This window comes from uncultured Oscillibacter sp. (genome assembly GCF_910579365.1).
Classification (GTDB): Bacteria; Bacillota; Clostridia; order Oscillospirales; family Oscillospiraceae; genus Oscillibacter.
In genome coordinates, this window is record NZ_CAJTUX010000020.1 from 1 (window position 1) to 23,090 (window position 23,090).

General features: G+C 62.7%; 19 protein-coding genes. 7 read left to right on the forward strand and 12 right to left on the reverse strand.

Annotated features, from left to right (window positions below; all coding sequences use genetic code 11):
• Window positions 1–146 precede the first annotated feature (146 nt).
• The 3 genes from QZ329_RS06955 to QZ329_RS06965 all read right to left on the reverse strand — a co-directional run bounded on the left by QZ329_RS06955 (window position 147) and on the right by QZ329_RS06965 (window position 4,704).
• On the reverse strand, window positions 147–1,643 hold the full coding sequence (locus QZ329_RS06955) for an aldehyde dehydrogenase family protein (protein WP_295750223.1): 1,497 nt from the start codon (window positions 1,641–1,643) through the stop codon (window positions 147–149).
• A 160-nt stretch (window positions 1,644–1,803) separates the two neighbouring features.
• Window positions 1,804–3,120 (reverse strand): aspartate aminotransferase family protein, encoded by a 1,317-nt coding sequence (locus QZ329_RS06960; protein WP_295750227.1) that lies wholly within the window; start codon window positions 3,118–3,120, stop codon window positions 1,804–1,806.
• A 204-nt stretch (window positions 3,121–3,324) separates the two neighbouring features.
• The gene (locus QZ329_RS06965; protein ID WP_295750230.1) at window positions 3,325–4,704 is read right to left on the reverse strand and encodes an MATE family efflux transporter; all 1,380 of its coding nucleotides are present in this window, start codon (window positions 4,702–4,704) and stop codon (window positions 3,325–3,327) included.
• Between the two features lie 184 nt (window positions 4,705–4,888).
• Between QZ329_RS06965 and QZ329_RS06970 the strand changes: the two genes are divergently transcribed.
• The 7 genes from QZ329_RS06970 (at window position 4,889) to QZ329_RS07000 (ending at window position 13,772) form a co-directional block, all read left to right on the forward strand.
• On the forward strand, window positions 4,889–5,917 hold the full coding sequence (locus tag QZ329_RS06970; protein ID WP_295750234.1) for an ROK family protein: 1,029 nt from the start codon (window positions 4,889–4,891) through the stop codon (window positions 5,915–5,917).
• Window positions 5,918–5,965: 48 nt separating this feature from the next.
• On the forward strand, window positions 5,966–7,942 hold the full coding sequence (locus QZ329_RS06975; RefSeq protein ID WP_295750238.1) for a hydantoinase/oxoprolinase family protein: 1,977 nt from the start codon (window positions 5,966–5,968) through the stop codon (window positions 7,940–7,942).
• Between the two features lie 115 nt (window positions 7,943–8,057).
• The gene (locus tag QZ329_RS06980) at window positions 8,058–9,815 is read left to right on the forward strand and encodes a cobalamin-dependent protein (RefSeq protein ID WP_295750241.1); all 1,758 of its coding nucleotides are present in this window, start codon (window positions 8,058–8,060) and stop codon (window positions 9,813–9,815) included.
• 33 nt (window positions 9,816–9,848) lie between these two features.
• The gene (locus tag QZ329_RS06985) at window positions 9,849–12,128 is read left to right on the forward strand and encodes an excinuclease ABC subunit UvrA (RefSeq protein ID WP_295750244.1); all 2,280 of its coding nucleotides are present in this window, start codon (window positions 9,849–9,851) and stop codon (window positions 12,126–12,128) included.
• Window positions 12,129–12,176: 48 nt separating this feature from the next.
• Complete coding sequence (locus QZ329_RS06990; RefSeq protein ID WP_295750248.1) at window positions 12,177–12,536, forward strand: cysteine-rich small domain-containing protein; 360 nt, start codon at window positions 12,177–12,179, stop codon at window positions 12,534–12,536.
• The gene (locus tag QZ329_RS06995; RefSeq protein ID WP_295750251.1) at window positions 12,533–13,084 is read left to right on the forward strand and encodes a flavodoxin family protein; all 552 of its coding nucleotides are present in this window, start codon (window positions 12,533–12,535) and stop codon (window positions 13,082–13,084) included. Before QZ329_RS06990 ends, QZ329_RS06995 begins: the two co-directional genes overlap by 4 nt.
• A gap of 40 nt (window positions 13,085–13,124) precedes the next feature.
• On the forward strand, window positions 13,125–13,772 hold the full coding sequence (locus QZ329_RS07000; protein ID WP_295750253.1) for a GDSL-type esterase/lipase family protein: 648 nt from the start codon (window positions 13,125–13,127) through the stop codon (window positions 13,770–13,772).
• Between the two features lie 111 nt (window positions 13,773–13,883).
• Here the strand turns inward: QZ329_RS07000 and QZ329_RS07005 are convergent, their stop codons facing one another.
• From QZ329_RS07005 to QZ329_RS07045, 9 genes are all read right to left on the reverse strand, one after another.
• Window positions 13,884–15,095 carry a hypothetical protein gene (locus tag QZ329_RS07005; RefSeq protein ID WP_295750255.1) on the reverse strand — a complete coding sequence of 404 codons (1,212 nt, stop codon included), beginning with the start codon at window positions 15,093–15,095 and terminating at the stop codon, window positions 13,884–13,886.
• 82 nt (window positions 15,096–15,177) lie between these two features.
• Window positions 15,178–16,341, reverse strand: coding sequence for a substrate-binding domain-containing protein (locus QZ329_RS07010; RefSeq protein WP_295750258.1), 1,164 nt, complete (start codon window positions 16,339–16,341; stop codon window positions 15,178–15,180).
• A gap of 46 nt (window positions 16,342–16,387) precedes the next feature.
• A complete protein-coding gene (locus QZ329_RS07015; protein WP_295750261.1) occupies window positions 16,388–17,125 on the reverse strand; it encodes an ATP-binding cassette domain-containing protein in 738 nt (245 codons plus the stop codon).
• A gap of 10 nt (window positions 17,126–17,135) precedes the next feature.
• Window positions 17,136–17,915: an ATP-binding cassette domain-containing protein gene (locus tag QZ329_RS07020; protein WP_295750263.1), complete on the reverse strand. Its 780-nt coding sequence runs from the start codon at window positions 17,913–17,915 to the stop codon at window positions 17,136–17,138.
• Between the two features lie 48 nt (window positions 17,916–17,963).
• Window positions 17,964–18,452 carry an RbsD/FucU domain-containing protein gene (locus QZ329_RS07025; RefSeq protein ID WP_295750266.1) on the reverse strand — a complete coding sequence of 163 codons (489 nt, stop codon included), beginning with the start codon at window positions 18,450–18,452 and terminating at the stop codon, window positions 17,964–17,966.
• A gap of 23 nt (window positions 18,453–18,475) precedes the next feature.
• A complete protein-coding gene (locus QZ329_RS07030) occupies window positions 18,476–19,543 on the reverse strand; it encodes a hypothetical protein (RefSeq protein ID WP_295750269.1) in 1,068 nt (355 codons plus the stop codon).
• Window positions 19,544–19,775: 232 nt separating this feature from the next.
• Window positions 19,776–21,635, reverse strand: coding sequence for a histidine kinase dimerization/phosphoacceptor domain -containing protein (locus QZ329_RS07035; protein WP_295750272.1), 1,860 nt, complete (start codon window positions 21,633–21,635; stop codon window positions 19,776–19,778).
• A 14-nt stretch (window positions 21,636–21,649) separates the two neighbouring features.
• Window positions 21,650–22,222: a response regulator gene (locus QZ329_RS07040; protein WP_295750275.1), complete on the reverse strand. Its 573-nt coding sequence runs from the start codon at window positions 22,220–22,222 to the stop codon at window positions 21,650–21,652.
• A gap of 16 nt (window positions 22,223–22,238) precedes the next feature.
• Window positions 22,239–23,081: an alpha/beta hydrolase gene (locus QZ329_RS07045; RefSeq protein WP_295750277.1), complete on the reverse strand. Its 843-nt coding sequence runs from the start codon at window positions 23,079–23,081 to the stop codon at window positions 22,239–22,241.
• Window positions 23,082–23,090: the final 9 nt, after the last annotated feature.

Below are 23,090 nucleotides of genomic sequence, written 5' to 3' on the forward strand. Positions count from 1 at the left end.
ATCACACTGGAAAGATAGGCGTTCATAAAAACATCCTCCTTATTTCATAGGGTTCCTCCCGCCGTGGGATTCCAAGAAGAAGCCGGGGCTGTCCCCGGCCTCTTCTTGATGGATGAAAGGGCAGAAGCCGTTTGAACTCTGAGAGATTACAGCTCCTTCATCTGCTCGGCGACCTGGGCGCGGAAGCTGGACAGGAAGTCGCCCATGCCGTCCTCGTGCTCATAGAGCCGCTTCTTCCGGGACACGTCGCAGAAGCCGTAGGTCTTCAGGCGGGTGAACTCCGCGCAGGAATAGCCCGCGCCCTCGCAGCCGATGCCGGTGGACTTGCAGCCGCCAAAGGGCTGGTCGTTGTGCCGCAGGGCGCTGGAACCGTTGACCCACACGGCGGAGGACTCGATGTGTTCCGTGTAATAGAAGGACTTTTTCAGGTCCTTGGTGATCACGCAGGCGCTGAGGCCGTACTTGCTCTGGTTGGCGATTTCCACGGCCTCCTCGTCGGTCTCGAAGGTGATGATGGGCACCACGGGACCGAAGACCTCCATGTCGCAGGCGATGTCCATGTCCTTGGTCACGCCGTCGAGAATGGTGACGTCCATCTCAGGGCCCTTGTTGGCGCCGCCGTAGATCAGCTTGGCGCCCTGATCGATGGTGTGCTGCACCTGGGCAACCACCCGCTCGGCGGCCTTGGTGGAGACCAGGCGGCTCAGCTGGGCGGTGGGGTCGGTGGCGTGGCCCCGCTTCAGGGTGGACACGAAGCTGACCAGACACTTGACAAAGGCGTCGTGGGCCCGCTTGTGGACGATGGTGCGCTTGGGAGAGGCGCAGACCTGGCCGTTGTTCTCGTTGATCCGGCCCCAGCACAGGCACTCGATGGCCTTGGCCATCAGTTCGGGATCGTCGGCGGCCTCCTCGGTGATAATCAGGGGATCGTTGCCGCCCAGCTCCAGAACGACCTTCTTGATGGTAGGCGCGGCGGCGTGCATCATCTCCCCGCCGCCCTCGGTGCTGCCGGTCATGGCAATGCAGGCGACCTTCTTGTTTTTCAGCAGGTACTCGGTGCAGTCCTCCCGGCTGCCGGTGACGAAGAACAGCACGTCCTCGGGCACGCCGGCCTCATGGGCCAGCTGAATCAGCTTCTGCACGCAGCAGGGGGCGGCGGTGGAGGCCTTGACAATGACGGTGTTGCCCATGAGCAGGGCAGGGACCACTTTCTGGAGGGTCAGCTCCACGGGGTAGTTGAAGGGGATGACCGCCGCGATGACGCCCAGGGCCTCGTGGCGGACCATGACGACGTGGTCCTCATATCCCTCGGAGCTGTCGCACAGGACCTCGCCGTAGAGATGCTTGCCCACCTCGATATTGGCCCGGCCGATCTCGGCGGCGTAGGTGGTTTCGGCGCGGGACTGGAGAATGGGCTTGCCCATCTCGCAGGACATGAAGGTCGCGATTTCCTCCCGGTTTGCGTCGATCAGGTCGCAGAACTTGTAGAGAATCTGGCCGCGCTCAAACAGGGGCACTTTCTCCCAGCCGGGCTGGCTGGCGAAGGCGGTGTCCACCATGGCGGCGATTTCCTCGCCGGTGTACTTGGGCACTGTGTTGACGACCTTGCCGGTGGATTCATCAATGACTTCGACCATTTTCATAGCTGTGTTCCTCCTTAAAAAATGTTCTATCGTTTCTATAGGAAAAGGCGGCGGCAGTCCCGGCGGGGACGGGTCCCGCCGCCTCTCTATATTTATTGAACTTCATATAATACTTAGAAAAATAGACGCAAGGCGCCGGCGGAACGCGGCGCACCGGAGCTCAGAAGGTTTTGAAGATGTCGTCCATCCGGTTCAGGGTCTCGTCGATGTCCTGTTCCGTGTGGGCGATGGTGATGCCGTAGTGCGCGGGGGAGACGGGGCCGGCGGTGTCGTGGAACCAGAGTCCCTTAGGAAGGCAGGCGGTAACGAATTTCGTGTACATGTCCCGGTCCTGGACCTGGGCCACCCGGCGGAAATCGAAGTCGTCTTCCGCGTTCTCCACGCCGAAGTAAATCGCGAAGCGGGCGCCCACACCGCGGCAGTGGCCCTTCTTTTTGTGCTGGAGGAACAGGCCGTCGATACCGCGATAGAGCTTCTCGCCAATCCGTTCAATCTGATCGTAGAAGCCGGGCTCCAGGGCCATCTTCATGCACTCGCAGGCCACGGCCACCGGCATCAGCGAGCCGGTATAGGTGCCGCTGACCATGGTCTTGCCAATGGGGTTGAGGACGCTCATGATATCCGCCCGTCCGCCAAAGGCCGCGATGGGCAGGCCGCCGCCAATGGCCTTGGCCATGGTGGTCATGTCGGGGATCACATCAAAGTATTTCTGGGCGCTGCCGGGGCGCATCCGCAGGCCGCAGACCACCTCGTCAAAGATCAGGACGATGCCCTCCCGGGTGCAGAGCTCCCGGACCTTCCGCAGATACTCCCGCCGGGCCTCGTAGCAGCCGCAGTTGTAGCTGATGGGCTCCAGAATTACGCAGGCGAGTTCGCCCTTGTACTTTTCAGCCGCGTGCTCCAGAGCGGCGATGTCGTTGAAGACCACGTTGACGACGCTGTCCTTGGCGTTTTTGGGAAAGCCCTGGGAGTCGGGAACCGTGGTCACCTCGCCGAAGGCGTCCACGTCGCTGACGCCGTTGTGGTTGAACCAGATGTTCTCGTGCATGCCGTGGAAGTGCCCCTCGAACTTGACGATCTTGTCCCGGCCCGTGAAGCTCCGCGCCACGCGGATCGCGGCCTGGGTGGCCTCGGAGCCCGTGTTGGCGAGGCGGATGCGCTCACAGCTGGGGAAGACCTGCTGAAGGAGCTTTGCCAGCTCCACATGGTGGGGCGTGTCGAAGTTCATGAAGAAGCCCTGCTCCATGGCCCGGCCAATGGCCTTTCGGATGCGGGGATGGTTGTGGCCGAACAGGCCCGCGCCGGCGCAGGTGTGATAGTCGATGTACTCCTTGCCGTCCACATCCCAGATGTGGCTTCCGTCGGCATGGTCCAGATACAGCGGCTGCTTCAAAACCGCGCTGTAGCGCTGGCCCGCCGAGGCGCCGCCAATGAAGCACGTCTGCGCCTGCTGGAAAATCTCTTGCATTTGGCTCATGTTACCCACTCCTTTAACCAGGTTTCGCTCCGGCGGATTCCATGGAACTCGCGGAGCGCACTGCTGCTTTATCGCTGCCTTACCCGTATAGTAACACAGAGTCTTTCCTTATGTCAACACTTATTTTAACATTTAAATAAATACGGAAAAATAATTTCCCTACACCGGAAAACGGAGGCCTCCAAGCCTCCGTTTTCCGTGTCCTTATTCCCGCGGCGTCCCGGCTGTCTCGGGGGCGTACTCCAGCAGAATCCGCTTCTTCATCCGCCTCTGACTGGCCAGATAGTAGGGGATCAGCAGCAGGTCCGCGCCGGCCCAGGCCGCCACCTCGGTATAAAAGATGCCGCTTTGCCCGATGGCGGCCGGCAGGACCAGGGCGACGCCCACCCGCATCACCATCTCTATCAGACCGGACAGCATGGGGATTATGGTGTTCCCCAGGCCCTGCAGGGAGGAGCGGTAGGCGTGAAGCAGATACAGGGACAGCAGCATGTAAGCCATGGTGCGCAGATAGCGGAAGGCGATTTCGATCACCTGTTCCGCGTCCGCTTCCCCAGAAGAGACGAATAGAGACAGAACCGGCCTCCCCCACAGCAGCGCCGCCGCAGACAAAACCAGGGAAAACCCCAGGCTCAGCAGCAGCACGCTCCGCATGCCCTCGTCAATCCGCCGGATATTGCCTGCGCCGCGGTTTTGCCCCATGTAGGTGTTCATGCCCTGCCCGAAGGCGACGGCGGTGCTTTCCAGCAGTCCCAGCAGCTTGTTGGTCGCCGTGAAGCCCGCCACAAAGAGCATGCCGAAGCCGTTGAGCACGAACTGCACCGTCATGCCGCCCAGGGCAATCAGGGCGTTTTGCAGCGCGGTGGGCAGGCTGCACCGGCACAGCCGCGCCGCGGCGCTTTTGTCCCAGCGCCAGTCCTCCCGCTCCGGCTTCAGGATGTCCATTTTCCGCAGCGCCCGCAGGCAGAACAAAAACGCGAGCACCTGAGCCAGCACCGTGGCCAGCGCCGCACCGAAAATGCCCCATTGAAATACCAGGACGAAAAGCAGGTCCAGGCCGATGTTGACGGCGGATGCGATTAAAATCGCCGCCAGGGGCGTTCCGCCGTCCCCCAGCGCCCGCAGCATGGAGGAGGCCATGTTGTAGGCCAGCACCGCCGCCGAGCCGGAAAACAGCACCCGCAGATAGGTCTGCGCGCCGGGGAGGATGGCGCTCTCCGTCCGCAGCAGCCGCAGGGCGGGAGTAATGCAGAGGAGGCTGACCGCCGTCACCGCGACGGCGGCAATCAGGCACAGCTCCACGACCGCCGCCGCCGTTTTCCGCAGACCCGGGAAATCCTCCGCCCCGAAATGGAGGGAGAGGGGGATGGAAAGTCCCTGGGTGAAGCCCTGGATGCCCCAGAGCAGAAACCAGTTGATCCAATCCGCGGCGCCCAGAGAGGCCAGCGCCTGGATTCCGACGCCCCGGCCCACAATGACGGAGTCGATGATCATGTACATCTGCTGGAGAATTCCCCCCAGCATCAAAGGAAGGGCAAACTTAAAAATTACAAAAACAGGCTTTCCTCTGGTCATATTTGTCATAAGAGCGCTCCTTGGGCCCCAGAATGGGCGGGTGTAAAATGTTTTTTATTTTATTGTACTCATTTTATTGCTAAAATCAATCTTTTTTTCTGTAAAACTTTTTATTTGCATTTTAAAAAAAATCATATATAATTAGAGCATCCGTTTTGCGCGCATTAAATCGAGTGAGGGGAGAAAGATTGGTATGGGGCCGATTACCATCGTGGAAGTACGACAGATTAATAAGGAGCGCATCCGACGCGCATCGCAGCGGTTTGACCGCTACACCAAAGCGGACATTTCAAAAGAGACCGCCCTCAGCATGGCCACGTGCAGCACCGCGCTGAATGAAATGCTGGAAAGCGGGGAGGTTTTGAAGATTGACCAGACCGGCTTCAGCATTGGCCGCCCGGCCGACGTATTCACCTATAATCCCGATTTTCTCCACGCGCTGGCCCTGTGCACAACGATCCGGGAGGGGCGCTATGTGCTGGAGTACGTCATCGCCAACGCCCTGGGCCAGGTGGTCTTCCGGGAGACGATGACCCCCAGGGACATCACCATGGAGACCCTGGACGACCTGATCGCCTCTCTGCGGGCCAAGGACCCCTGCATCAAGACGGTGGGCCTGGGCATTCCCGGTCAGGCCAGGGACGGCTACATCGCCCAGTGCGACATCCTGGGGCTGCAGCAGCTGGACTTCGCCGGCCCCATCGGCAGGAAGTACGGGATACAGGTCATAGTCGAAAACGATGTGAACATCATCGCCTATTTTCTCCACAAGAACATCGCCGGCGGCTCCGCTCCGGAGAACAACTTCTCGGCGCTCTTTTTCCCGGATAAGGAGAACGGCTATCTCGGAAGCGGCCACATTGTCAACGGGCACTTGCTGAAGGGCGACACCATGCTCTCCGGCAACCTTTTCCGGGCGGCGGCGGCATTTGGGATTTCGCTGGAGCGGCAGCTGGCCCTGCTGTCCAACCGGGAGGAGTTCCTCACCTTTGCGGCCCAGATGGTGGTGATGATCGCCTGCACCATCAATCCCTCTCATCTGGTGCTCATGGGTAATCACCTTGCGGTGGAGGAGCTGGACACGATCCGCCGGATTTGTCTCCAGTTCATCAGCGAGAAGGATTTGCCCGCCCTGGAGATCGACCACAACACCTTTGACGAGTACGCGGAGGGTCTGCTCCGCCTGACGCTGGACACCGCCCTGTTTCCCATGCTGATGTGACCGGGGCTCCGGGGGACCGGAGGCCATGGAGAGAATGGAGGTACTGCTATGCCCATCCGAACCACGCTTGGCATCGACACCGGCGGCACGTACACGGACGCTGTGATTTTGCGGACGGACACCGGGGAGCTCCTGCACAAGACCAAGACGCTGACGCTGCACCACGACCTCCATCAGTGCGTCAAAACCTGCATTTCCGCCTTTCCCGCCGAGGCGCTGGAGACGGTTTCCTCCGTCTGTTTGTCCACGACCCTGGCCACCAACGCCGTCGTGGAGAGGCGGGGCTGCCGGGAGGGGCTGATCCTGATCGGCGGCCGGCCGGAGGGCAATCTGCCCACCGAGCGCTGCCGCGTGGTCCGGGGGAGGGTCAACATTCAGGGGCTTGTAGCGGAGAGCCTGGACCTGGAGGAGGTGGACCGGGCGATTGAGGATTTTCGCGGCTGCGTCGAGTCCGTGGCGGTCTCCGGGTATGCCAGCGTCCGCAATCCGATTCATGAATTGCAGGTGAAAGAGCGGGTCCGGCAGAAGCTGGGGGTTCCCGTGGCCTGTGCCCATGAGCTGACCACGGCGCTGGGCTTCTATGACCGGACTGTGACCGTGGATTTGAACGCGAAGCTCATTCCCCTGATTTGCGGGCTGATGGATTCCGTCCAGCGGACCCTGGCCGAGTTTCGCATAGAAGCTCCGCTGATGGTGGTGAAGGGCGACGGCACCCTGATGACGGCGGAGCGGGCCCGGGAGACGCCCATCGAGACCATCCTCTCCGGCCCGGCCGCCAGCGTGATCGGCGGAAAGTTCCTGTCCGGGCAGGAGGACTGTCTGGTGCTGGACATGGGCGGGACCACGGTGGACATCGCCCACGTGGACCGGGGGGAGCTGCCTGTCAGCGATGAGGGCGCCCAGGTGGGCGGCTGGCTGACCCGCATCCGGGCCATCCGGATTTATACCACCGGCCTGGGGGGAGACAGCCGTATCTTCCTGGATGGACGGCGGTGTCTTCAGGTGGGCCCCCGGCGGGTGATTCCCTTCTGCCGGGCGGCGGCGTGGTTTCCGGCTCTGGCGGAGGAGCTGCGGGAGATTCTGGAGGACCCGGAACACCGGCGGTTCTGCCGGAACGAGCAGGAGGTGTTTCTGATAACGCCGGGCAGCTCCTGGGGGGACCGGAGCGAGGCGGAGCGGGGCGTATTGGAACTGCTCCGGTCCGGTCCCCATACGCTCTATCGCTTGCAGGCTCAAACGGAGGCCCGGAATCTGCTGGCAATCCTGGAGACGCTGGTTTCAGACCGCCTGGTGCTGCGGGCCGGCCTGACGCCGACGGACCTCCTCCACGCGGAGGGACGCTATGCGGAGTGGAGCCGCCCCGGGGCGGAGCTGGCGGTGCGGATTTTGGCGGACCAAATGGGAATCTCCTTCGCGCAGTGCCTGGAAACGGCGGCAGGGACCGTCCGCGGCGCCCTAAGCCGGGCGTGCGTCAAGAGCGGCTTCTACTATGACGGCGGGGACGCCGGCATGGATGCCGGTCAGGCGGCGGACTACCTCATCGACCATATTTTTCTGGGAAAAGGCGGCGCAGTCCTGGGCGGCCGCCTGGAGCTGAAAAAGCCCCTGGTCATGATTGGGGCTCCCGCCCGGGCCTGGAGCGGCGGGCTGCCGGATGCTCTGGGGACGGAGGTTTTCGTCCCGCCCTGGTCCGATGTGGCCAACGCCGTGGGCGCGGCGGTGGCCCAGTCGGTGGACCGCCGGGAAATCCTGATTCGGTTTGACTCCGCAGCCAGCCGCTTCCTGGTCTTCTCCCCGGAGGGACGGCGCGCTTTCCAGAGCCTGGAGGAGGCCACCGCCTATGCCAAAGAGTCCGGCCGCCGTCTGGCCGCCGCCCATCTGCCAGACTGCTCCGGCATCCGGGAACAGGTGGAGGACCTGGAGGTCCCGGACCGCCTCAGCGGGGAATCCCGCTTCGTGGAGCGCCGGGTGATCGTCATGGCCTACCGGGAGGGAGCGGGCTCTGAGGCGGGCGCTTCCGAGTAAGTCCAGGGAAGGCCGTTTTTGCGGATATTTTTTGTGATATTAAAAATAAGTTAAATAAAAAACGGCGGCAGTATCCGCCGGAACACAAGACCTTATGGAAAGGAGACGCTGCGATATGGATGAATCCCTGCGGGAATATATTCAAAGTCTGCTCCCCGCGAACCTCCCGGACGGCCGGAAGCTGGTGGAGGAGGGCCGGGCGATGGGAAGGACCATTCAGGTGCCCCGGACGCCCTTCCTGGAAAAGCACGGATGCAGGACCTATTTGGAGTACCGGAAAAAGCGTCTGGCGGAGGGAAAGCAGACCTGGCAGCTGCTGGTGGGCCTTGCGACGCTGGAGGACGAGATCGCCGCCATCAAGGAGATCGACGCCTTCAATCAGCGCCACGCCGGGGACGGCATGGAGATTTCCGGCGTGCAGTCCATTCCCTCTCAGATAGTGGGGCTGCCCCATGAGTACTGGGGCGGCTTTCCCAAGCAGACCAGCTATGAAATGTACAACCCGGAGGACTGGAAGGCCCACACCGCCGCGGCCCCGATTCAGGTGGCGTGGCAGGACTTCCACCTAGCCTGCCCGGCGGCCCTCCAGACGACGGTGAACGCCCTGGAGGCGGGCACGGACCGTCTGGGAACCTTTTCCACGCTGATTTGGGAGTACACGGGCTATCACGACGAAATCCAGCGCTTCTCCGACATGGTGCGCTCCATCGGCATGGTCTCCGCCAAGCGGGACCTGGACATCGACGTCGTCACCTATCCGGAGGACGGCATCCCCGGATACTTCCTGGATGTGGTTTCCTGGGTGGGCTATACGATGATCGAGGAATACGTGACGGCGAAGCTCTGCGGCGCGCTGTTCAGCGTCAGCTTCGGCGGACTGCTGACAGAGGTGCAGCCCCGCATGGCCTTTGCCCTGGCAATGCATAAGCTCTTTTCCACCCCGGACCATCCCGCCGTCGTTTACTTCAACGGCGGCACACTGGACCAGCTGGCGGAGGACATCAACTGCAACTTCGGAACCGGCGTGCAGGAGATGCTGATGCAGGTCCTCTTCAACCTCAAGTATCAGGTTCCCATCATCATCAGCCCCGTGGCCGTCACGGAACGGCTGCGCACCCCCTCCCTGGAGGAACTGATCGACATTGCCTCCGCCGGCATGCGGGCCGAGACAAAGGCGCGGGAGTGGCTGCCGATGATGGACTTCACGCCGGTGGAGGAGCTCAGCGATCTGATGATTGAAAAGGGCACGGCATTCTTCCGCAACGCCATGGCCGCCTTTGCGGACGCCGGCGTCGACCTCGAAGACCCGCTTCAGATCATCCTGGTCCTCAAGCACTTCAACCCCGTCCGGTTTGAACAGAGCTTCCACCCCAGCGTGCGGGAATTCGGCTCCTACCGGCCCTACTGCCCCAGCCAGCTGGGGCGGCAGACCATGGAGATGAAAGATGCGGGCGTGGCGGAGCTGAAGGGCCAGGGACTCTCTTTGGAGGGGCGGAAGATCGTCTGCATCTCCGCCGACGGGCACAGCTATGGGCTGATGCTGATTGACAACGTCTTCACGGAGATCGGCGCCCGGGTGATCAACGGCGGCGTCGCCGTGGAGCCGCCCGCCGCCCTGGACCTGGCAGACGAGGAGGGGACGGACGTCATCTGTATCAGCGTCCACTGCGGGCAGTGCCTGGCTTACGCCCAGACCATCACGGAACTTGCCCGGCAGCGGCACAGGCGGTATAAGATTCTGATGGGGGGCAAGCTCAACGCGCTGCTGCCGGGGAACCCCCTTCCTGTGGACGTGGAGGATTTGGTGCGGGAGACCGGCGTCTGCGCCACCAACGACTTTGGCGAACAGGTCCGGTTTATTCTGGGGCAGTGAGAGGGGCGGATGATTTTGGAAGGAGGAGAGGCTATGTCCCGGCAGGGCGGCGCCATTCAGATTGTGGGCGCCAGGGCGAACAACCTGAAAAACGTCTCTTTGGAGATTCCCAAGAACAAGCTGGTGGTGGTGACCGGCGTCTCCGGCTCCGGGAAATCCTCCCTTGTGTTCGATACGATCGCCGCGGAATCCATGCGGCAGCTGTACGACACGTTCCCCCTCTACACCCGCAGCCGTATGCCCCGCTATGAGCCGCCCCAGGCGGAGCGGCTGGACCACCTCTCGCCCGCCATTGCCGTCGGCCAGAGGCCCTTCACCGGGGACGCGCGTTCCACCGTTGCCACGATGACGGACGCCGCGCCGCTGCTCCGCCTGCTCTATTCCCGCTGCGCTACTCCCAGCGCCGGAAGTTCCTCCTGCTATTCCTTCAACGATCCACAGGGCATGTGTCCGGTTTGCAGCGGCCTGGGCAGCGTGGTGGAGTTTGACCTGGATAAGGTTCTGGACAAAAGCAAGTCTCTGGAGGAGGGGGCGATTCGCTTTCCGGGCCACCAGGTGGGCAGCTATCAATGGCAGCTCTACGCCCGCTCCGGCCTCTTCCCGGCGGACATGCCCCTGAACCGCTTTACGGAACGGGAGTGGGAGGACCTGCTCCACGGCAGCGGCAAAATCGTGCCGATTCACAACCAGACCGGAAAGGTGTGGGGGGACTACACCCTCACTTACGAGGGCCTGCTGGACCGGATTACGCGGCTGTACCTCAAGCGGGACCGAAACGCCCAAAGCAAGAGCGGCCGGCGGATTCTGGAGGAGTTCACCTCCTCCCGCGTCTGCCCGAAGTGCGGCGGAGCCCGGCTGAACGAGGCGGCGCTTGCCGGCAGGCTTCTGGGGCGCAATATCGCCCAGCTGGGGGACATGGAAATCTGCGAGCTGCTCCCGTTTTTGGACCAGGTGGAGGATCCGGTGGGGCGGGCCGCCGTGGAAAAAATCCAGCGGATTCTCCGGGGCGTCGTGGAGATCGGCTTGGGCTATCTCAGCCTCAACCGGCCCAGCGCCACCCTGTCCGGCGGGGAGAGCCAGCGCCTGCGGATGGTGCGGCATCTGGGCAGCAGTTTGACGGGGCTGACCTATCTCTTTGACGAGCCCACCGCCGGACTGCACCTCAAGGACGCGGACCGGCTGGGCCGCCTCCTGCTGCACCTCCGGGACCGGGGAAACACGGTGCTGGTGGTGGAGCACAACCCCGCCATCATCCGCATTGCCGACGAGGTCATTGACATGGGCCCTCTCTCCGGCCGCCAGGGCGGGGAGGTGGTGTACCAGGGACCCTACGAGGGTCTGCTGGCCCGGGACACCCGGACCTCCGCCAGTCTGCGGAAGCCGCTGTCCGTCAAAGCGGGGAGACCCTGCCGGGAATTCCTCTCCGTGGAGCACGCGGCCCTGCACAATTTGAAGGACGTCTCTGTTCATGTGCCCCTCCATGCCCTTACGGTGGTCAGCGGCATGGCGGGGGCCGGGAAGTCCACCCTGATCTGCGGCGAACTGCCCAGGCGGTACCCCCAGGCGGTCCACATCAGCCAGGCCCCCATTGGGATTACCTTCCGCTCCACGCCCGCCAGCTATATCGGAATCCTGGACGGTATCCGCAAGCTCTTTGCCCAGGCCAATCACGTGCCCGCCGCCCTGCTGAGCTTCAACTCCCAGGGCGCGTGCCCGGTCTGCGGGGGCAAGGGGACCGTCAAGACGGAGATGGCCTTCATGGACCCGGTGGAGGTCCCCTGCGAGGCCTGCGGCGGCACGCGGTTTTGCAGCGAGGCGCTGGCGTGCAGGCTGGAAGGGCGGAACATTCTGGAGGTCTTGGAGATGACCGCCCGGGAGGCGCTGGCCTTCTTCTCCCAGCCGAAAATCCGGGGCAAGCTCCAAACCCTCCGCGACGTGGGGCTGGACTACCTCACCCTGGGCCAGCCCACCGGCACCCTCTCCGGCGGCGAGTGCCAGAGGCTCAAGCTGACGGCCCACCTTCGGGAGACGAACCAGCTTTACCTGATTGACGAGCCCACCGCCGGACTGCATTCCTCGGACACGGAGCGGCTGCTGGAGCTGTTTGACAGGCTGGTGGAGCGGGGGAACACGCTGGTGGTGATTGAGCATGACCTCCAGGTCATCGCCCACGCGGACTGGGTGATCGACCTGGGGCCGGAGGGGGGAAAGAACGGCGGACGCCTGCTGTTCGAGGGAACGGTTTCCGACTTCCTCGGCTGTGACGGCTCCGCCACGGCGGAGTACCTGCGGAAGGAAATCCGCCGCGTTTGAAGATCAAGGGAAAACGGCCGCCAGGGCGTTTTGGAAAGGAGGAGCGCGATGTGTGAGAAACAGCCGGATCGGGACCGGCCTTACTGGTATGGAAAGGGCTACGCCTTTTTCAGCAATCAAGCCTGCGAGTATTATCCCTGCCACCCGGTGCCGGAGGGCACGGAGTTCAACTGCCTGTTCTGCTATTGCCCGCTGTACATGCTGGGCCCGGACTGCGGGGGGAAGTTCACCTATCTGGAGAACGGCTGCAAGGATTGCAGCGGCTGTGTCCGGCCCCATCTCCGGGAGAACTACGGGGAGATTGTCCAGTGCTATCAGAAGATTCAGGAGGCGATGGCCGCGCAGGCGAAGGGGCGGCGCGGCGAATCCGCCGGCGCGGACAGGAAACAAGAAGAGGTGGAAACATGAGCAAAACGGTTTTGGTGATTACCGGAAGTCCCCGCAGAGGGGGGAACAGCGATCAGCTGGCGGAGGCGCTGGGGAAGGGCGCCCGGGAGGCGGGGCACCGCGTTGAAAAATTTGAGACCGCGTTTCGCCGCATCGCCGGATGTACCGCCTGTGAACAGTGCTGGAGCAAGGGCCGGGCCTGCGTGATCGAGGATGATTGGCAGGAGCTTTCAGAGAAGATGGAGGCGGCGGATGTGCTGGTGTTCGCCTATCCCCTGTACTGGTCCACGATGCCCGCGCAGATGAAAGGAGCGGTGGACCGTCTCTTTTCCTACTGCGCGGCGGACTGCGCAAGGCCGCTGACGGGGAAGGAGTACGTCGCCCTGCTCTGCGGCGAGTGCGAGGGGGACGGGATTTTCCGGGAGGCTCGGGCGGTTCACAAGGGCCTGGAGGGGTATTTTGCCTGGAGGCAGGTCGGCGAGGTGGCCGTCCACAGCGTCTTTGAAAAGGGCGCGATTTTGAAGACTGGCGCCCTGGACCGCGCCTACCGGCTGGGCCTGTCGCTGTGACGGGCCCTTCCGGCGGAGGGGGACCTCTTGGAGGGAGAAGATGATGAAATACATACTGTGTTATGGCGACTCCAACACCTGGGGCGCGTCTCCGGACCAGCTGCCCCGCTCTGGCTTTGAGACGCGGTGGCCCGGCGTGGTACAGCGGCTTTTGGGCGGGGCGGTCCATGTGTACGAAAACGGCCTTTGCGGGCGGACCACCGGCTTCACGGACGATGTGGAGCTGGGCCGGAATGGCCGGAGCGGCTTCCGGCAGGTTCTGGAGATGAGCGCCCCGCTGGATTTGGCCGTCCTCATGCTGGGCTCCAACGACTGCAAGGCGCGGTTTCGCCATCACCCCGCCTGGGATTCCGCTCTGAATATCCGGCAGCTTCTGCTGGAGGCGGGGCGGCCGGAGTTCGGTCCCCGGGGGATGGAGAGCCCGGCGCTGCTGGTGGTTGCCCCCGCCGCGCTGAAAGAGGACTGGGGCCGGTCCTGGGTGGCGGAGGAGTTCGACGGGAACTCGGCGGAGAAGTCCCGGCGGCTCGCGCCGCTCTATGCCTGCGTGGCGGAGGAGCGGGGCGCGGCCTTTCTGGACGCCTCGAACCATGCCGGTCCCGGCGCGGACTGCGTACACCTGACCGCCGGGGGCCACAGCGCCCTGGGCGAGGCGGTGGCGGCAAGGGCACGGGAGATTCTGAAGCTGTGAGACGGCGGTGAGCGTATAAAAAACAGCCTGCGGCCCTGATCCTATGGATCAGGGCCGCAGGCTTTGCCAAAGGAGAATGAAAATGAAAGAGGGTAAGCAATGGCCGGAGAATCAGCGCCGGGTGTTGGAGGCGTTGACGATGAACACGTCCAGCACCACCGCCGCCACAAGAATCAATCCCTGGATGGCCAGGCGGGTGGAGGTTTCCGCGCCGATCAGGTACATGCCGTTGGTCAGACTGCCCATTACCAGAGAGCCCAGAAGCACGCCCCAGATGTTGCCCTTGCCGCCGGTGAGGCTGGCGCCGCCCAGCACGCAGGCCGCGATGGAGTTCATCATGATGCTGTCATCGATAGAGGCGATGGACACCGACTGCACCCGGGAGGCGGCGATCAGTCCCGCGAAGGCGAACACCGCGCCGGAGATAATGAAGGCGGCCCACTTGGTGTTTTTCACGCTGATGCCCGCCCGGCGGACGGCCTCGGGGTTGCTTCCCAGGGCGTAGAGGTGAACGCCAAAGCGCGTCTGCGTCAGCATATAGGAAAAGGCCGCCAGCAGCGCGATCAGCAGCAGCACAGAGAGGTTCAGCCCCTTATAGCGCCGCATGATCTCCAGAACGATGACGCCGCCCACCAGAACCGCCGCCACGGGGATAACGACCTTGTTCAGAAGTTTGACGGGCAGATGGTTCTTCACCGCCTGCTTGTAAGACTGGTAAGAGAGGATGAACAGCGCCGCCACGCCCGCTGCCAGCAGCAGATAGGATAGCCACGTGGGCAGGTAGGTGGTGGTGAAGACCGCCAGAGGGCTGTTGATGAGGGAAATCTGGTTGTGCTCCCGCAGAATGATCAGCAGCAGTCCCTCCAGCCCCATCTGGGAGCCCAGGGTGATGATGAACGCCGGAGCGCCGAACTGGGTGACGACCCAGCCCTGCACCGCCCCCACCGCCGCGCCGGTGAGGATGCAGGCCGCGAAGCCCACCAGGAAGGGCAGTTCCCAGATGATGCACAGCATGGCGCCGATGGAGGCGCTGACCGCGCTGGCCGCCGCGCAGGAGAGGTCCAGCTCTCCGTGGAGCAGCACCAGGAAAAGACCGATGGACATGACGCCCATGTTGACAATCTGCACCGAGAGCGTGGTGAGATTGCGGGGGGAGAGAAACGCGGGGTTGATGAGGGTGAAAATGATCCAGATGATGATCAGCGCGAAGGTGACCGGCAGCATGCGCAGCGGACCGTTCAGCAGCTCGATCACGCGGAGTTTTTTGTTGGGTTTGATTTCGGTAGCGCGGCTCAAGACAACGCTGTCCTTGTTATTCGCCATAAATTGACCTCCTGAGCGGCTGTGTGTTACCGTATGACTGCCGGTAGGCACGCCGTTTTTCTGTGGACCTTGGCACGCGGGCTTATCGCAGCGTTTTGGCGACGTCGTCAATCGCCTCCTGCGTGGTGACGCCCTTGCCCACGATTTCCTCGGCAATGTTGTCCTTGGTGATCATCAGCGCGTCCACCATGACGGAGGGAATGCCGCCCTCCACAAATTCGTTGTCCGTGGCGCCATTGGCCATGTCCAGCGGATATTCGCCGGTGGCCAGATAGGTGGCGGCGATTTTGGCAACGGCCTTGGACTGCTCCTCGTAGTTGGGCAGCACGTCGGCGACCTGCCAGCCCTCCTGGGTGCGGGCCAGGCCCTCCACCGTGGAGTCGCAGCCGCCCAGAAGCAGAACGTCCTCCACAATGTCCTGCTCTTTGAGGACGGAGACAATGCCGGTCATGATGTCGTCGTTCATGGTGAAGATCACATCCACGTCGTTGCCGGTCTGGGTCAGCATCTGCTCCGCCACGGGAACCGCAGGATTGGCGGACCAGTCGTTGGTGTCGGCTTCAAAGACGACCTCGACTTTGCCCTCGCGCTCCCATCTCTCAAAGGCCTCGGAATAGACGCCAAGAAGCTGGTCATAGAACAGGAAGCCCTGGGCGCCCCAGATCCCCGCAATCTTCAAAGGACCGCCGGCGTTGGGAAGGATTTCATTTTCCATATAGTCCACATACTGCTGCGCGATGGAGGGGAAGGGCATGGTGACAAACATGGGCACGTTTCCGCCGAAGGGCGTGTGGGCCAGGGAGCAGAAGGGAATCTCCTCGGAGTTCAGGAAATTGAGGGCGCCCGCCGCGCTGTACTCGTCGCAGGGCATGTAGACCAGGAAATCGCAGCCGGAGGCCACGGCGCCCTCGATCTGCTGGAGCTGCTTCTGGTTGTCGCCCAAGGGGTCGATGACCTTCAGCTCCACGTTGGGCGCATAAATATTCAGCCACTTTTCAACAAAGGGCACGTCGAAGGAGAGGCAGCGGGCGATGCGGCTGTCCGTAATCGCCATGTAGACCGTGCCGTCCCCGTCATAAATCACATCGCCGGAAGCGCCCTGGGTGCTGGCGGCGGGCGGCGCGCTGGAGGAACCGGAGCCGGAATTGGAATCAGAGCCGGATTTGCCGTCGGAGCAGCCTGCCAGAAGGGCGGCGGCCATGCACAGGGCCAGCAGCAGCGCGGACAGTTTGCGGAAATTCTTCATAATGGCCTCCTTTATCATGTGTCACGTTTCGGTTGTTGATGCCGGTTCAATGGATGCCGGTGATGTGGGCCACCAGGTCGTCCCGGGTGAAGGAGCCGCCTTCCAGGATGCTCTCCACCTCGCCGATGCGGAGTACCACCGCCCGGTCGGCGGACTTGACCACTTCGCCCAGGTCCTGGGAGACCACCACCACCGCGTGCCCGGAGTCCCGCAGGGAGCGGGTGAGCCGGGAAACCTGGCGGCGCTGAATCACGCCCAGGGCGGCGGTGGGCTCGTCCATCAGCACCACCTTGGAGGGCAGCAGCAGCGCCTTCGCAATGGCGACGGCCTGCCGCTGTCCGCCGGAGCGGGTACCCACCGGCGCGCCGGGATTGGGGACGTTGGAGCCGATCTCCTCAAACAGGTCCCGGGTCCGGCGCTCCATGCCCTCGTGGTCCAGCCGGGCGGCCTTGGTCAGCTCGTTGCCCAGGAAGATGTTCTGAAAGGCGTTGAGCTCGTTGCACAAGGAGAGGTCCTGATAGACGGTAAAGATGCCCAGCCCCTGGGCCCTGCGGGGAGAGTCGATGGAGACGGCCCTGCCCTCAAAGCGGATTTCGTAGCCGGGGTTGGGGGCGACCGCGCCGGAGAGGATGTTGATCAGGGTGGATTTCCCCGCGCCATTGTCTCCCACGATGAACAGCAGCTCCCCCTCATAGATGTCCAGATGGATGCCGCTCAGGGCGCGCACGCCGCCGTAGTCCTTGGTCAGCTCCCGGATGGTCAGAATCGGTTGTTCTCTTCTCATGTCCGCCTCCTCATTCTTCCTCCAGGAACGTGTCCGACCCGGTGATTTCGGCCACGACCCGCTCTGTGGTGATGTCGGCCCGTTCAATCTCGGCCACCTTCTCCCCCAGGCGGAAGACCACCACCCGGTCGCAGACCGGGAAGACCTCGGCCAAGTCATGAGAGACCACCACCACGCCCACGTTTTTGCTCTTCAGTCCCAGGATGAGGCGGGTGACCTGCTGGCGCTGCATCAGGCCCAGGTTGGCGAGGGGTTCGTCCAGCAGCACCACGTCGGGAGAGCCCAGCATGGCCCGGGCGATGGCCACCGCCTGCCGCTGGCCGCCGGAGAGAGCGTTGGCCTTGGCGCGCACGCTTTGGATCTCAATGCCCAGCTCATCCAGGCACTCCTGAGCGATGCGCTCCATCTCGGCCTCGTTCAGACGGCCGTGCACCGTCAGCTCCCGTCCCAGGAAAAGGTTCTGAACAATGTCCAGATTGTCGCAGAGGGCCAGGTCCTGATAGACCGTCTGGATGCCCAGTTCCACGGAGTCCAGCGTGTTCCGGATGGTGATGGGTTTGCCGTTGAACTCGATCTCGCCCTCCTCGGGGATGTTGACGCCGGAAATGACCTTTAGGAAGGTCGATTTGCCTGCGCCGTTGTCGCCCACCAGCACGATGACCTCGCCCCGGTGGATGTCCATGTCCACGTCGGTCAGCGCCTGTACGCCGCCGAAGTATTTGGAGATGTGCCGGAGGGACATCAGCGGCGCGCCGCCGGTGTCAACGACTTCCGTTGTATGTGTGTTCATAAGCAAGCGTTCACCTCAAACTCTCTGGGTTGGAGTGGGTCCGGCGGGTCATACGCGGTCCTTCTTCGGGACGGTGGTAAATTTTGTCTCCCCCAGAAGAACCTTGATGTCGATGTCCGCGCTGGGATAGCCGGCGATCAGGACGGCCTGGGCGTGAATGCCGGTGTCGCCGGTCTGGATGACGGCCTTGCAGCGGTCCCGGAGCTGGTAGTACTCCGGCGCGTAGTTGATCTGGCGGACCTTGTGCTCGCCGAAGAGCTCCACCAGCGTGCCGTAGTCCTTGGGGTTTTGGTCGGGCATGTCCTCGGTGACGATAGCTCCCTCGAAGTCGCCGGCCTCCACCAGCGTGCGGACGATGTCCTCAAAACTGGGGGAGCCCGTCACCACCTCCACGTCCAGGTATTCCACGCTGGGGTCCAGGGGATACAGGGCCTTGGAGCAGGTGCCGCTGCCGGAATCGGCGATGAACAGCATCTCGCCGTGGCGGATGGACGCGACGATCCCCGCCAGTCTCTCGTTCAGAATTCTCCTCTTCATACGTTCCTCCTTTTCTGCGGGCCTCAGCGGCTGAACGCCAGCAGCCGGGCCGGGTTGTCATAGTTGAACTTCCGGGCGGTGTGGGGTTCGACGCCCGCCTCCGCCAGATAGCGCTGAAAATCGTTGAGCACGTGGCTGTAGCCCCAGCCGCCGTAAGAGGCCAGGAAGTGCCTGAGTCCCTGGTCATGGGAGAGCAGAATGCGGTCGCTGAAGCCCCGCTCGCAGAGCTTGTAGATGGCCTTGGTTCTTTGCAGGTCCGTGGGCAGCACCCAGGAGCCCACTTCCTTTTTGTATACCGTAGTGTTGCCGCACAGGTCGAATTGGATGTAACAGCCCCGGTTGGCCAGACTGTAAAGATGGTCCAGCGCATCCTGGGGTTCCAGGTCCTTGTGGGCCAGCACGAAGCCCAGGTGCCCCAGCACGACCCGTTCCGGCGGCACGCCCTCCTCCTTGCAGAGGATGTCCAGCACCTCGTGCCCCCGGCGGGCGGCGGGGTCCAGGTGGATTGTGATGGCAAGGCCCGTGTCGTGGTGGGCCCGGGCGGCGGCCCGGAGAACCTTTTTCTCGTCCCCGGTGAGCAGGGCGCTGGTGCCGATTTCGCCGATAATGCCGGGCCGGATGCCGGTGTCCTCGATCCCGTTTTGGAACTCGCGGACGTAGAGGTCCGCCAGCTGGTCGCTGGTGGCGGTGCGGACGAAGGCGGGCAGGGTGGGGTCGATGTAGTGCCCCGTTCCGCAGACGATGTGGATATCCGCCCGGCGGGAGACCTCCGCCAGCCGGACCGGGTCCCGCCCGCAGCCGGGGAGGGACAGCTCGGCGATGGTTTTGCCGCCGTACTTTTTGAACAGGCCGATTTCCCACAGCGCGGTTTCCATGCTGTCCAGCACGCACTCGTCCCGGTTGGAGTAGGGATTGCTGCGGACGCGGTAGAGATTGTCCAGGGTTACTTTTTCCTCCAGAAAGGCTTGCTCCTCACGGTCCTGGGGCTTGAGAAGAAAGCAGGTAAAATCGCAGAAAATATGCTCGTGAGGCAGCGTGGCGCCCAGTTCCGCGGCGTCCACCGGGCCCAGCACCGTCATCACAGCCGCCATAAACGTTCCCCTCTCCCAAAAACGCAAAAAGCCACAAGCATCCCATCTCATCAGATGAAGCACCCATAGCTTTCTCTCCGCCTGTCCGGCGCGGCGATCATGACCGCGCGGCTCAGCGTGTTGTTATGTAGTTTACAGGTCCCAGTTTACCACCCCGGGGCATAATTGTCAATGGTTATAATAATATATAAAATAATTAAAATTTTTAGTAGAATTCCACGAAACGTCCCCTCTAAATATCCGCAATCGGCGGATAGAGCTGGCGCTGAAAACGGACCTGCGCCTCCGTCCCCCGGGGGACGGCCGGGGAGTACCGCACGGAGCCCCGCAGCTCTGAGACGATGCTTCGAATGATGGACATGCCCACGCTCTGGGCGGTCTTGGGGTCAATTTGGGGGCCGATGCCGGCGCCGTTGTCCATGACGGACAACACCACTTCCAGAAAGTCGTTTCGCAGCTCGATGACAATTTTGGGTTCGGGCGCGGAAGAGGAAGGGGATGGAAAGGCGTGCTGAATGCAGTTGCTGATGAGCTCGTTGGTCACGAGGGCGACGGAGATGGCGTCGTTGTAAGGGATGCTGACGCTCTCCAGCCGGGTCTCCATCTGGATGCGCATTCCCTGGTACATGCTGACAATCTCCAGCACCAGGTCCTTCAAATTGACGATGTTGCGCCCATACCAGTCCCGGCACAGCAGCGCGTGGACGGAGGCGATGCACTTAATGCGGTGCATCGCCGTGTCCAGCACCTCGGCGGGGTCGACCTGCCGGCCGGCCTCCAGCTCGGCCTTTTGGAGGTACAGCAGATTGTGTACCATTTGCAGGTTGTTTTTGATGCGGTGGTGAGTCTCCTGGAGCAGCACGGAGTTGCCCAGCAGCCGGGAGGTTTCGATGTTCATGGCCAGCTCCCGGGCAAACATGGTCAGGTACAGGGACATCGGTTTGTCCACATCCTGCCGCCGCTCAAAGAAGAGCTGAAGCAGCAGGCTCTTTTTGCCGTCCAGCCGCACGGGATAACAGACCACCGTCTCGACGGTCCGCCCGGTGGGAAACATGCCGCCGGGGGCGTCCCCGCCGGGGTGAAAGACCTGCTCGTCGCTGAGCTGGAGAAGGCGCAGAACGTCCATGGAGTTCAAGGTGGGGAAGGGCTCGGAGGGGATAATGTCCTCTCCAAAGATCACGTCAATGACGTTCAGGCGGGCCTCGTCAACCAAATAGATGATGGTCCCGTCCGCGCCGACGGCCTTGCAGAGGTCGCCGGCGGTGTTGCGAAGCATACGCTTCAGCTCTCCCTCCGCCCGCTTGAGGTCGTCGATGCTGGAGATGGCGGCGCGGACGGAATCCGCGTCCTTTTCCGCGGAAGACCCCACCAGAGGCCGCCAGCTGGAGAGGAGTCCGGCAATCTCGTCGGGGTTTTCCCGCACGTCCTCCACCCGGAAGGGGCCCCGCACCGTGCCGCTGTCCAGAACGGAAATCCGGTCCCCTACCTCAAGGGCCTCGTCCAGGCTGGACGTGAGGTAGACAATACCGCAGCCCTGGCGCTTGAGCCAGTAGACAATGTGGGGAATCATGCCCTGGTTCACGTCGCTGAAGTAGTTTGTGACGTCGAAGAATATGACGATGGACGGCCGGATGGCACAGACGCGAAGCAGCTCCACCGTCTTCTGCTCGTCCTGCGTCAGCGCGGCGATGGGCTTGGTGAGGTCAATGGAGACGCCGGTTTGCCCCATCAGCGCCAGAGACTGCTCCAGAGCGTGGGCCTTTACGGACCAATGGGTTTGCAGGCTGCCGATCATGATATTTTCCGCCACGGAGAGATTGGGGAACAGCAGGGATTCCAGACCGATTACCTGGATGCCGCGCTCCAGCGGGCGCCCGGGCAGGAAGGGATGGCCCAATACCTCATAGACGCCGGTGCAGGACAGAACATCCCCGCACAGCAGCTCGCAGAATCCCCGCTGATAGAAGGCGGAGGTGCTCAGCAGCGCATGGGTTTCATTTGCCCGCAGGGTGAAGGAGATGCCGTCCAGGCGCCGTTCGCCCCGCATATGGGCGCATAGATTTTCCATGTGCAAAAGCCGCTCCGGCGTCATAGCAGGCCCTCCTCTCATTTCAGCAAGCCGCTTTTCGACAGAATCTCCTGGGCCACCAGCGCGAGCCTGCGGTTTTCGTTCCGGCTTTTGCGCTGCAAAAAGCGCATGGCCTGCTCGTCGCCGATGCCGAACTGGTCCATCAGCAGTCCCTTTGCCCGTTCGATGAGCTTTCGCTCGGACAGTCTGGTCAGCGCCTTGTCCCGCTCCAATTCAGCGTCCCGCTGCTCCTTGTACCGGGCCACCGCGATGGACAGCGCGGACTCGATCTCGTATTTCCCGACCGGTTTTTGCAGATACCCGAAGACCCCTGCCGCGGAGACCCGCGCGGTGACCGCAGGGTCCTGGTAGCCTGTGATGACAATGGCCGGAATGTGCAGCGTCTCCTGAATGCGCTCGATCACGCTGATCCCGTCCATGCCGGGCAGATTGATGTCCATCATCATCACGTCGGGGGCCAGCCGCAGAATTTCCTCCAGGGCCTCGGGCCCCGTGGCGGCGGTGCCGGCGACCTCGTGGCCGCAGGCGCTTACCATCTTCTGAAAACCCAGCAGAACCAGCGGCTCGTCGTCCGCGATAAAAACCCGCAAGGCGATTCCTCCTATCTTATAGTTCCGCGAAAAACCGCCCCGCCCGCTCCGCGAGAATCTCCGGAACCTCGTTGGGAATCTCGTGGGCCACGCCTTCCAGGGTGACGTACTGGGCGTTGGGCAGGTATCGCCGGACCTCCTCCTGATAGTCCTCTTTGAAAATGTCGTCCTTAGAGCCCCGGAATACCAGCACCGGGGCCTTGATGAACTGGAGGAAGTTCCGGTTGTCCGTCAGGGACATGCCCCGCCAGGCGGCGGCCAGGGACGCCCCGCTCAGCATGCGCAGGGTGGAGAAGTACCCCGCCGGAAAATCCGGGTCGGCGCAGTTCTCCGGGAAGGGGAGGAAGGTCTCCTGAAGCTCTTTTTCGGACATGGAGGCCAGGTCCATCTTCGTGTACGCCTCGATTTTCAGCAGGTCCTCCGGCGTTTCGTGCATGTGGGTCATGGTGGAGGCCAGGGCCAGGCCGTCCACGCGCTCCGGCGCGGAAAAGGCCACCGTCTGGGCGATCATGCTGCCCATGGAGTGGGCCAGGATTCCGGCGGAGCGAAGTCCCACCGCGTCCATAAAGGCCAGGATATCCTCCGCGTGCTGGGGCATGGAATAGACGTACCGCGCCGGCTTGCCGCTCTGGCCGAAGCCCCGCAGGTCCACGGCGTAAATGTGGAAGTCCCGCTGCAGCCGCGCGATGACCGGCCTCCAGATCCGGCTGGAGTCGGTGAAGCCGTGAATCAGGACAAGGGGCTTTCCCTCCGGAACGCCGGCCTCCAGATAGGCCATGCGGATGCCGGTGGGCAGAAGGACCTGGCTTGTGTGGGCGTGCCACTGGGCGTGAGTGGGCAGAGAGCGGGGCGTGTTCATGACGGTACT

What these genes read in the sequence shown, in the direction of transcription:
- QZ329_RS06955 (WP_295750223.1), bottom strand. Translation starts at nt 1,643, where the DNA reads ATGAAAATGGTCGAAGTCATTGATGAATCCACCGGCAAGGTCGTCAAC.
- QZ329_RS06960 (WP_295750227.1), bottom strand. Translation starts at nt 3,120, where the DNA reads ATGAGCCAAATGCAAGAGATTTTCCAGCAGGCGCAGACGTGCTTCATT.
- QZ329_RS06965 (WP_295750230.1), bottom strand. Translation starts at nt 4,704, where the DNA reads ATGACAAATATGACCAGAGGAAAGCCTGTTTTTGTAATTTTTAAGTTT.
- QZ329_RS06970 (WP_295750234.1), top strand. Translation starts at nt 4,889, where the DNA reads ATGGGGCCGATTACCATCGTGGAAGTACGACAGATTAATAAGGAGCGC.
- QZ329_RS06975 (WP_295750238.1), top strand. Translation starts at nt 5,966, where the DNA reads ATGCCCATCCGAACCACGCTTGGCATCGACACCGGCGGCACGTACACG.
- QZ329_RS06980 (WP_295750241.1), top strand. Translation starts at nt 8,058, where the DNA reads ATGGATGAATCCCTGCGGGAATATATTCAAAGTCTGCTCCCCGCGAAC.
- QZ329_RS06985 (WP_295750244.1), top strand. Translation starts at nt 9,849, where the DNA reads ATGTCCCGGCAGGGCGGCGCCATTCAGATTGTGGGCGCCAGGGCGAAC.
- QZ329_RS06990 (WP_295750248.1), top strand. Translation starts at nt 12,177, where the DNA reads ATGTGTGAGAAACAGCCGGATCGGGACCGGCCTTACTGGTATGGAAAG.
- QZ329_RS06995 (WP_295750251.1), top strand. Translation starts at nt 12,533, where the DNA reads ATGAGCAAAACGGTTTTGGTGATTACCGGAAGTCCCCGCAGAGGGGGG.
- QZ329_RS07000 (WP_295750253.1), top strand. Translation starts at nt 13,125, where the DNA reads ATGATGAAATACATACTGTGTTATGGCGACTCCAACACCTGGGGCGCG.
- QZ329_RS07005 (WP_295750255.1), bottom strand. Translation starts at nt 15,095, where the DNA reads ATGGCGAATAACAAGGACAGCGTTGTCTTGAGCCGCGCTACCGAAATC.
- QZ329_RS07010 (WP_295750258.1), bottom strand. Translation starts at nt 16,341, where the DNA reads ATGAAGAATTTCCGCAAACTGTCCGCGCTGCTGCTGGCCCTGTGCATG.
- QZ329_RS07015 (WP_295750261.1), bottom strand. Translation starts at nt 17,125, where the DNA reads ATGAGAAGAGAACAACCGATTCTGACCATCCGGGAGCTGACCAAGGAC.
- QZ329_RS07020 (WP_295750263.1), bottom strand. Translation starts at nt 17,915, where the DNA reads ATGAACACACATACAACGGAAGTCGTTGACACCGGCGGCGCGCCGCTG.
- QZ329_RS07025 (WP_295750266.1), bottom strand. Translation starts at nt 18,452, where the DNA reads ATGAAGAGGAGAATTCTGAACGAGAGACTGGCGGGGATCGTCGCGTCC.
- QZ329_RS07030 (WP_295750269.1), bottom strand. Translation starts at nt 19,543, where the DNA reads ATGGCGGCTGTGATGACGGTGCTGGGCCCGGTGGACGCCGCGGAACTG.
- QZ329_RS07035 (WP_295750272.1), bottom strand. Translation starts at nt 21,635, where the DNA reads ATGACGCCGGAGCGGCTTTTGCACATGGAAAATCTATGCGCCCATATG.
- QZ329_RS07045 (WP_295750277.1), bottom strand. Translation starts at nt 23,081, where the DNA reads ATGAACACGCCCCGCTCTCTGCCCACTCACGCCCAGTGGCACGCCCAC.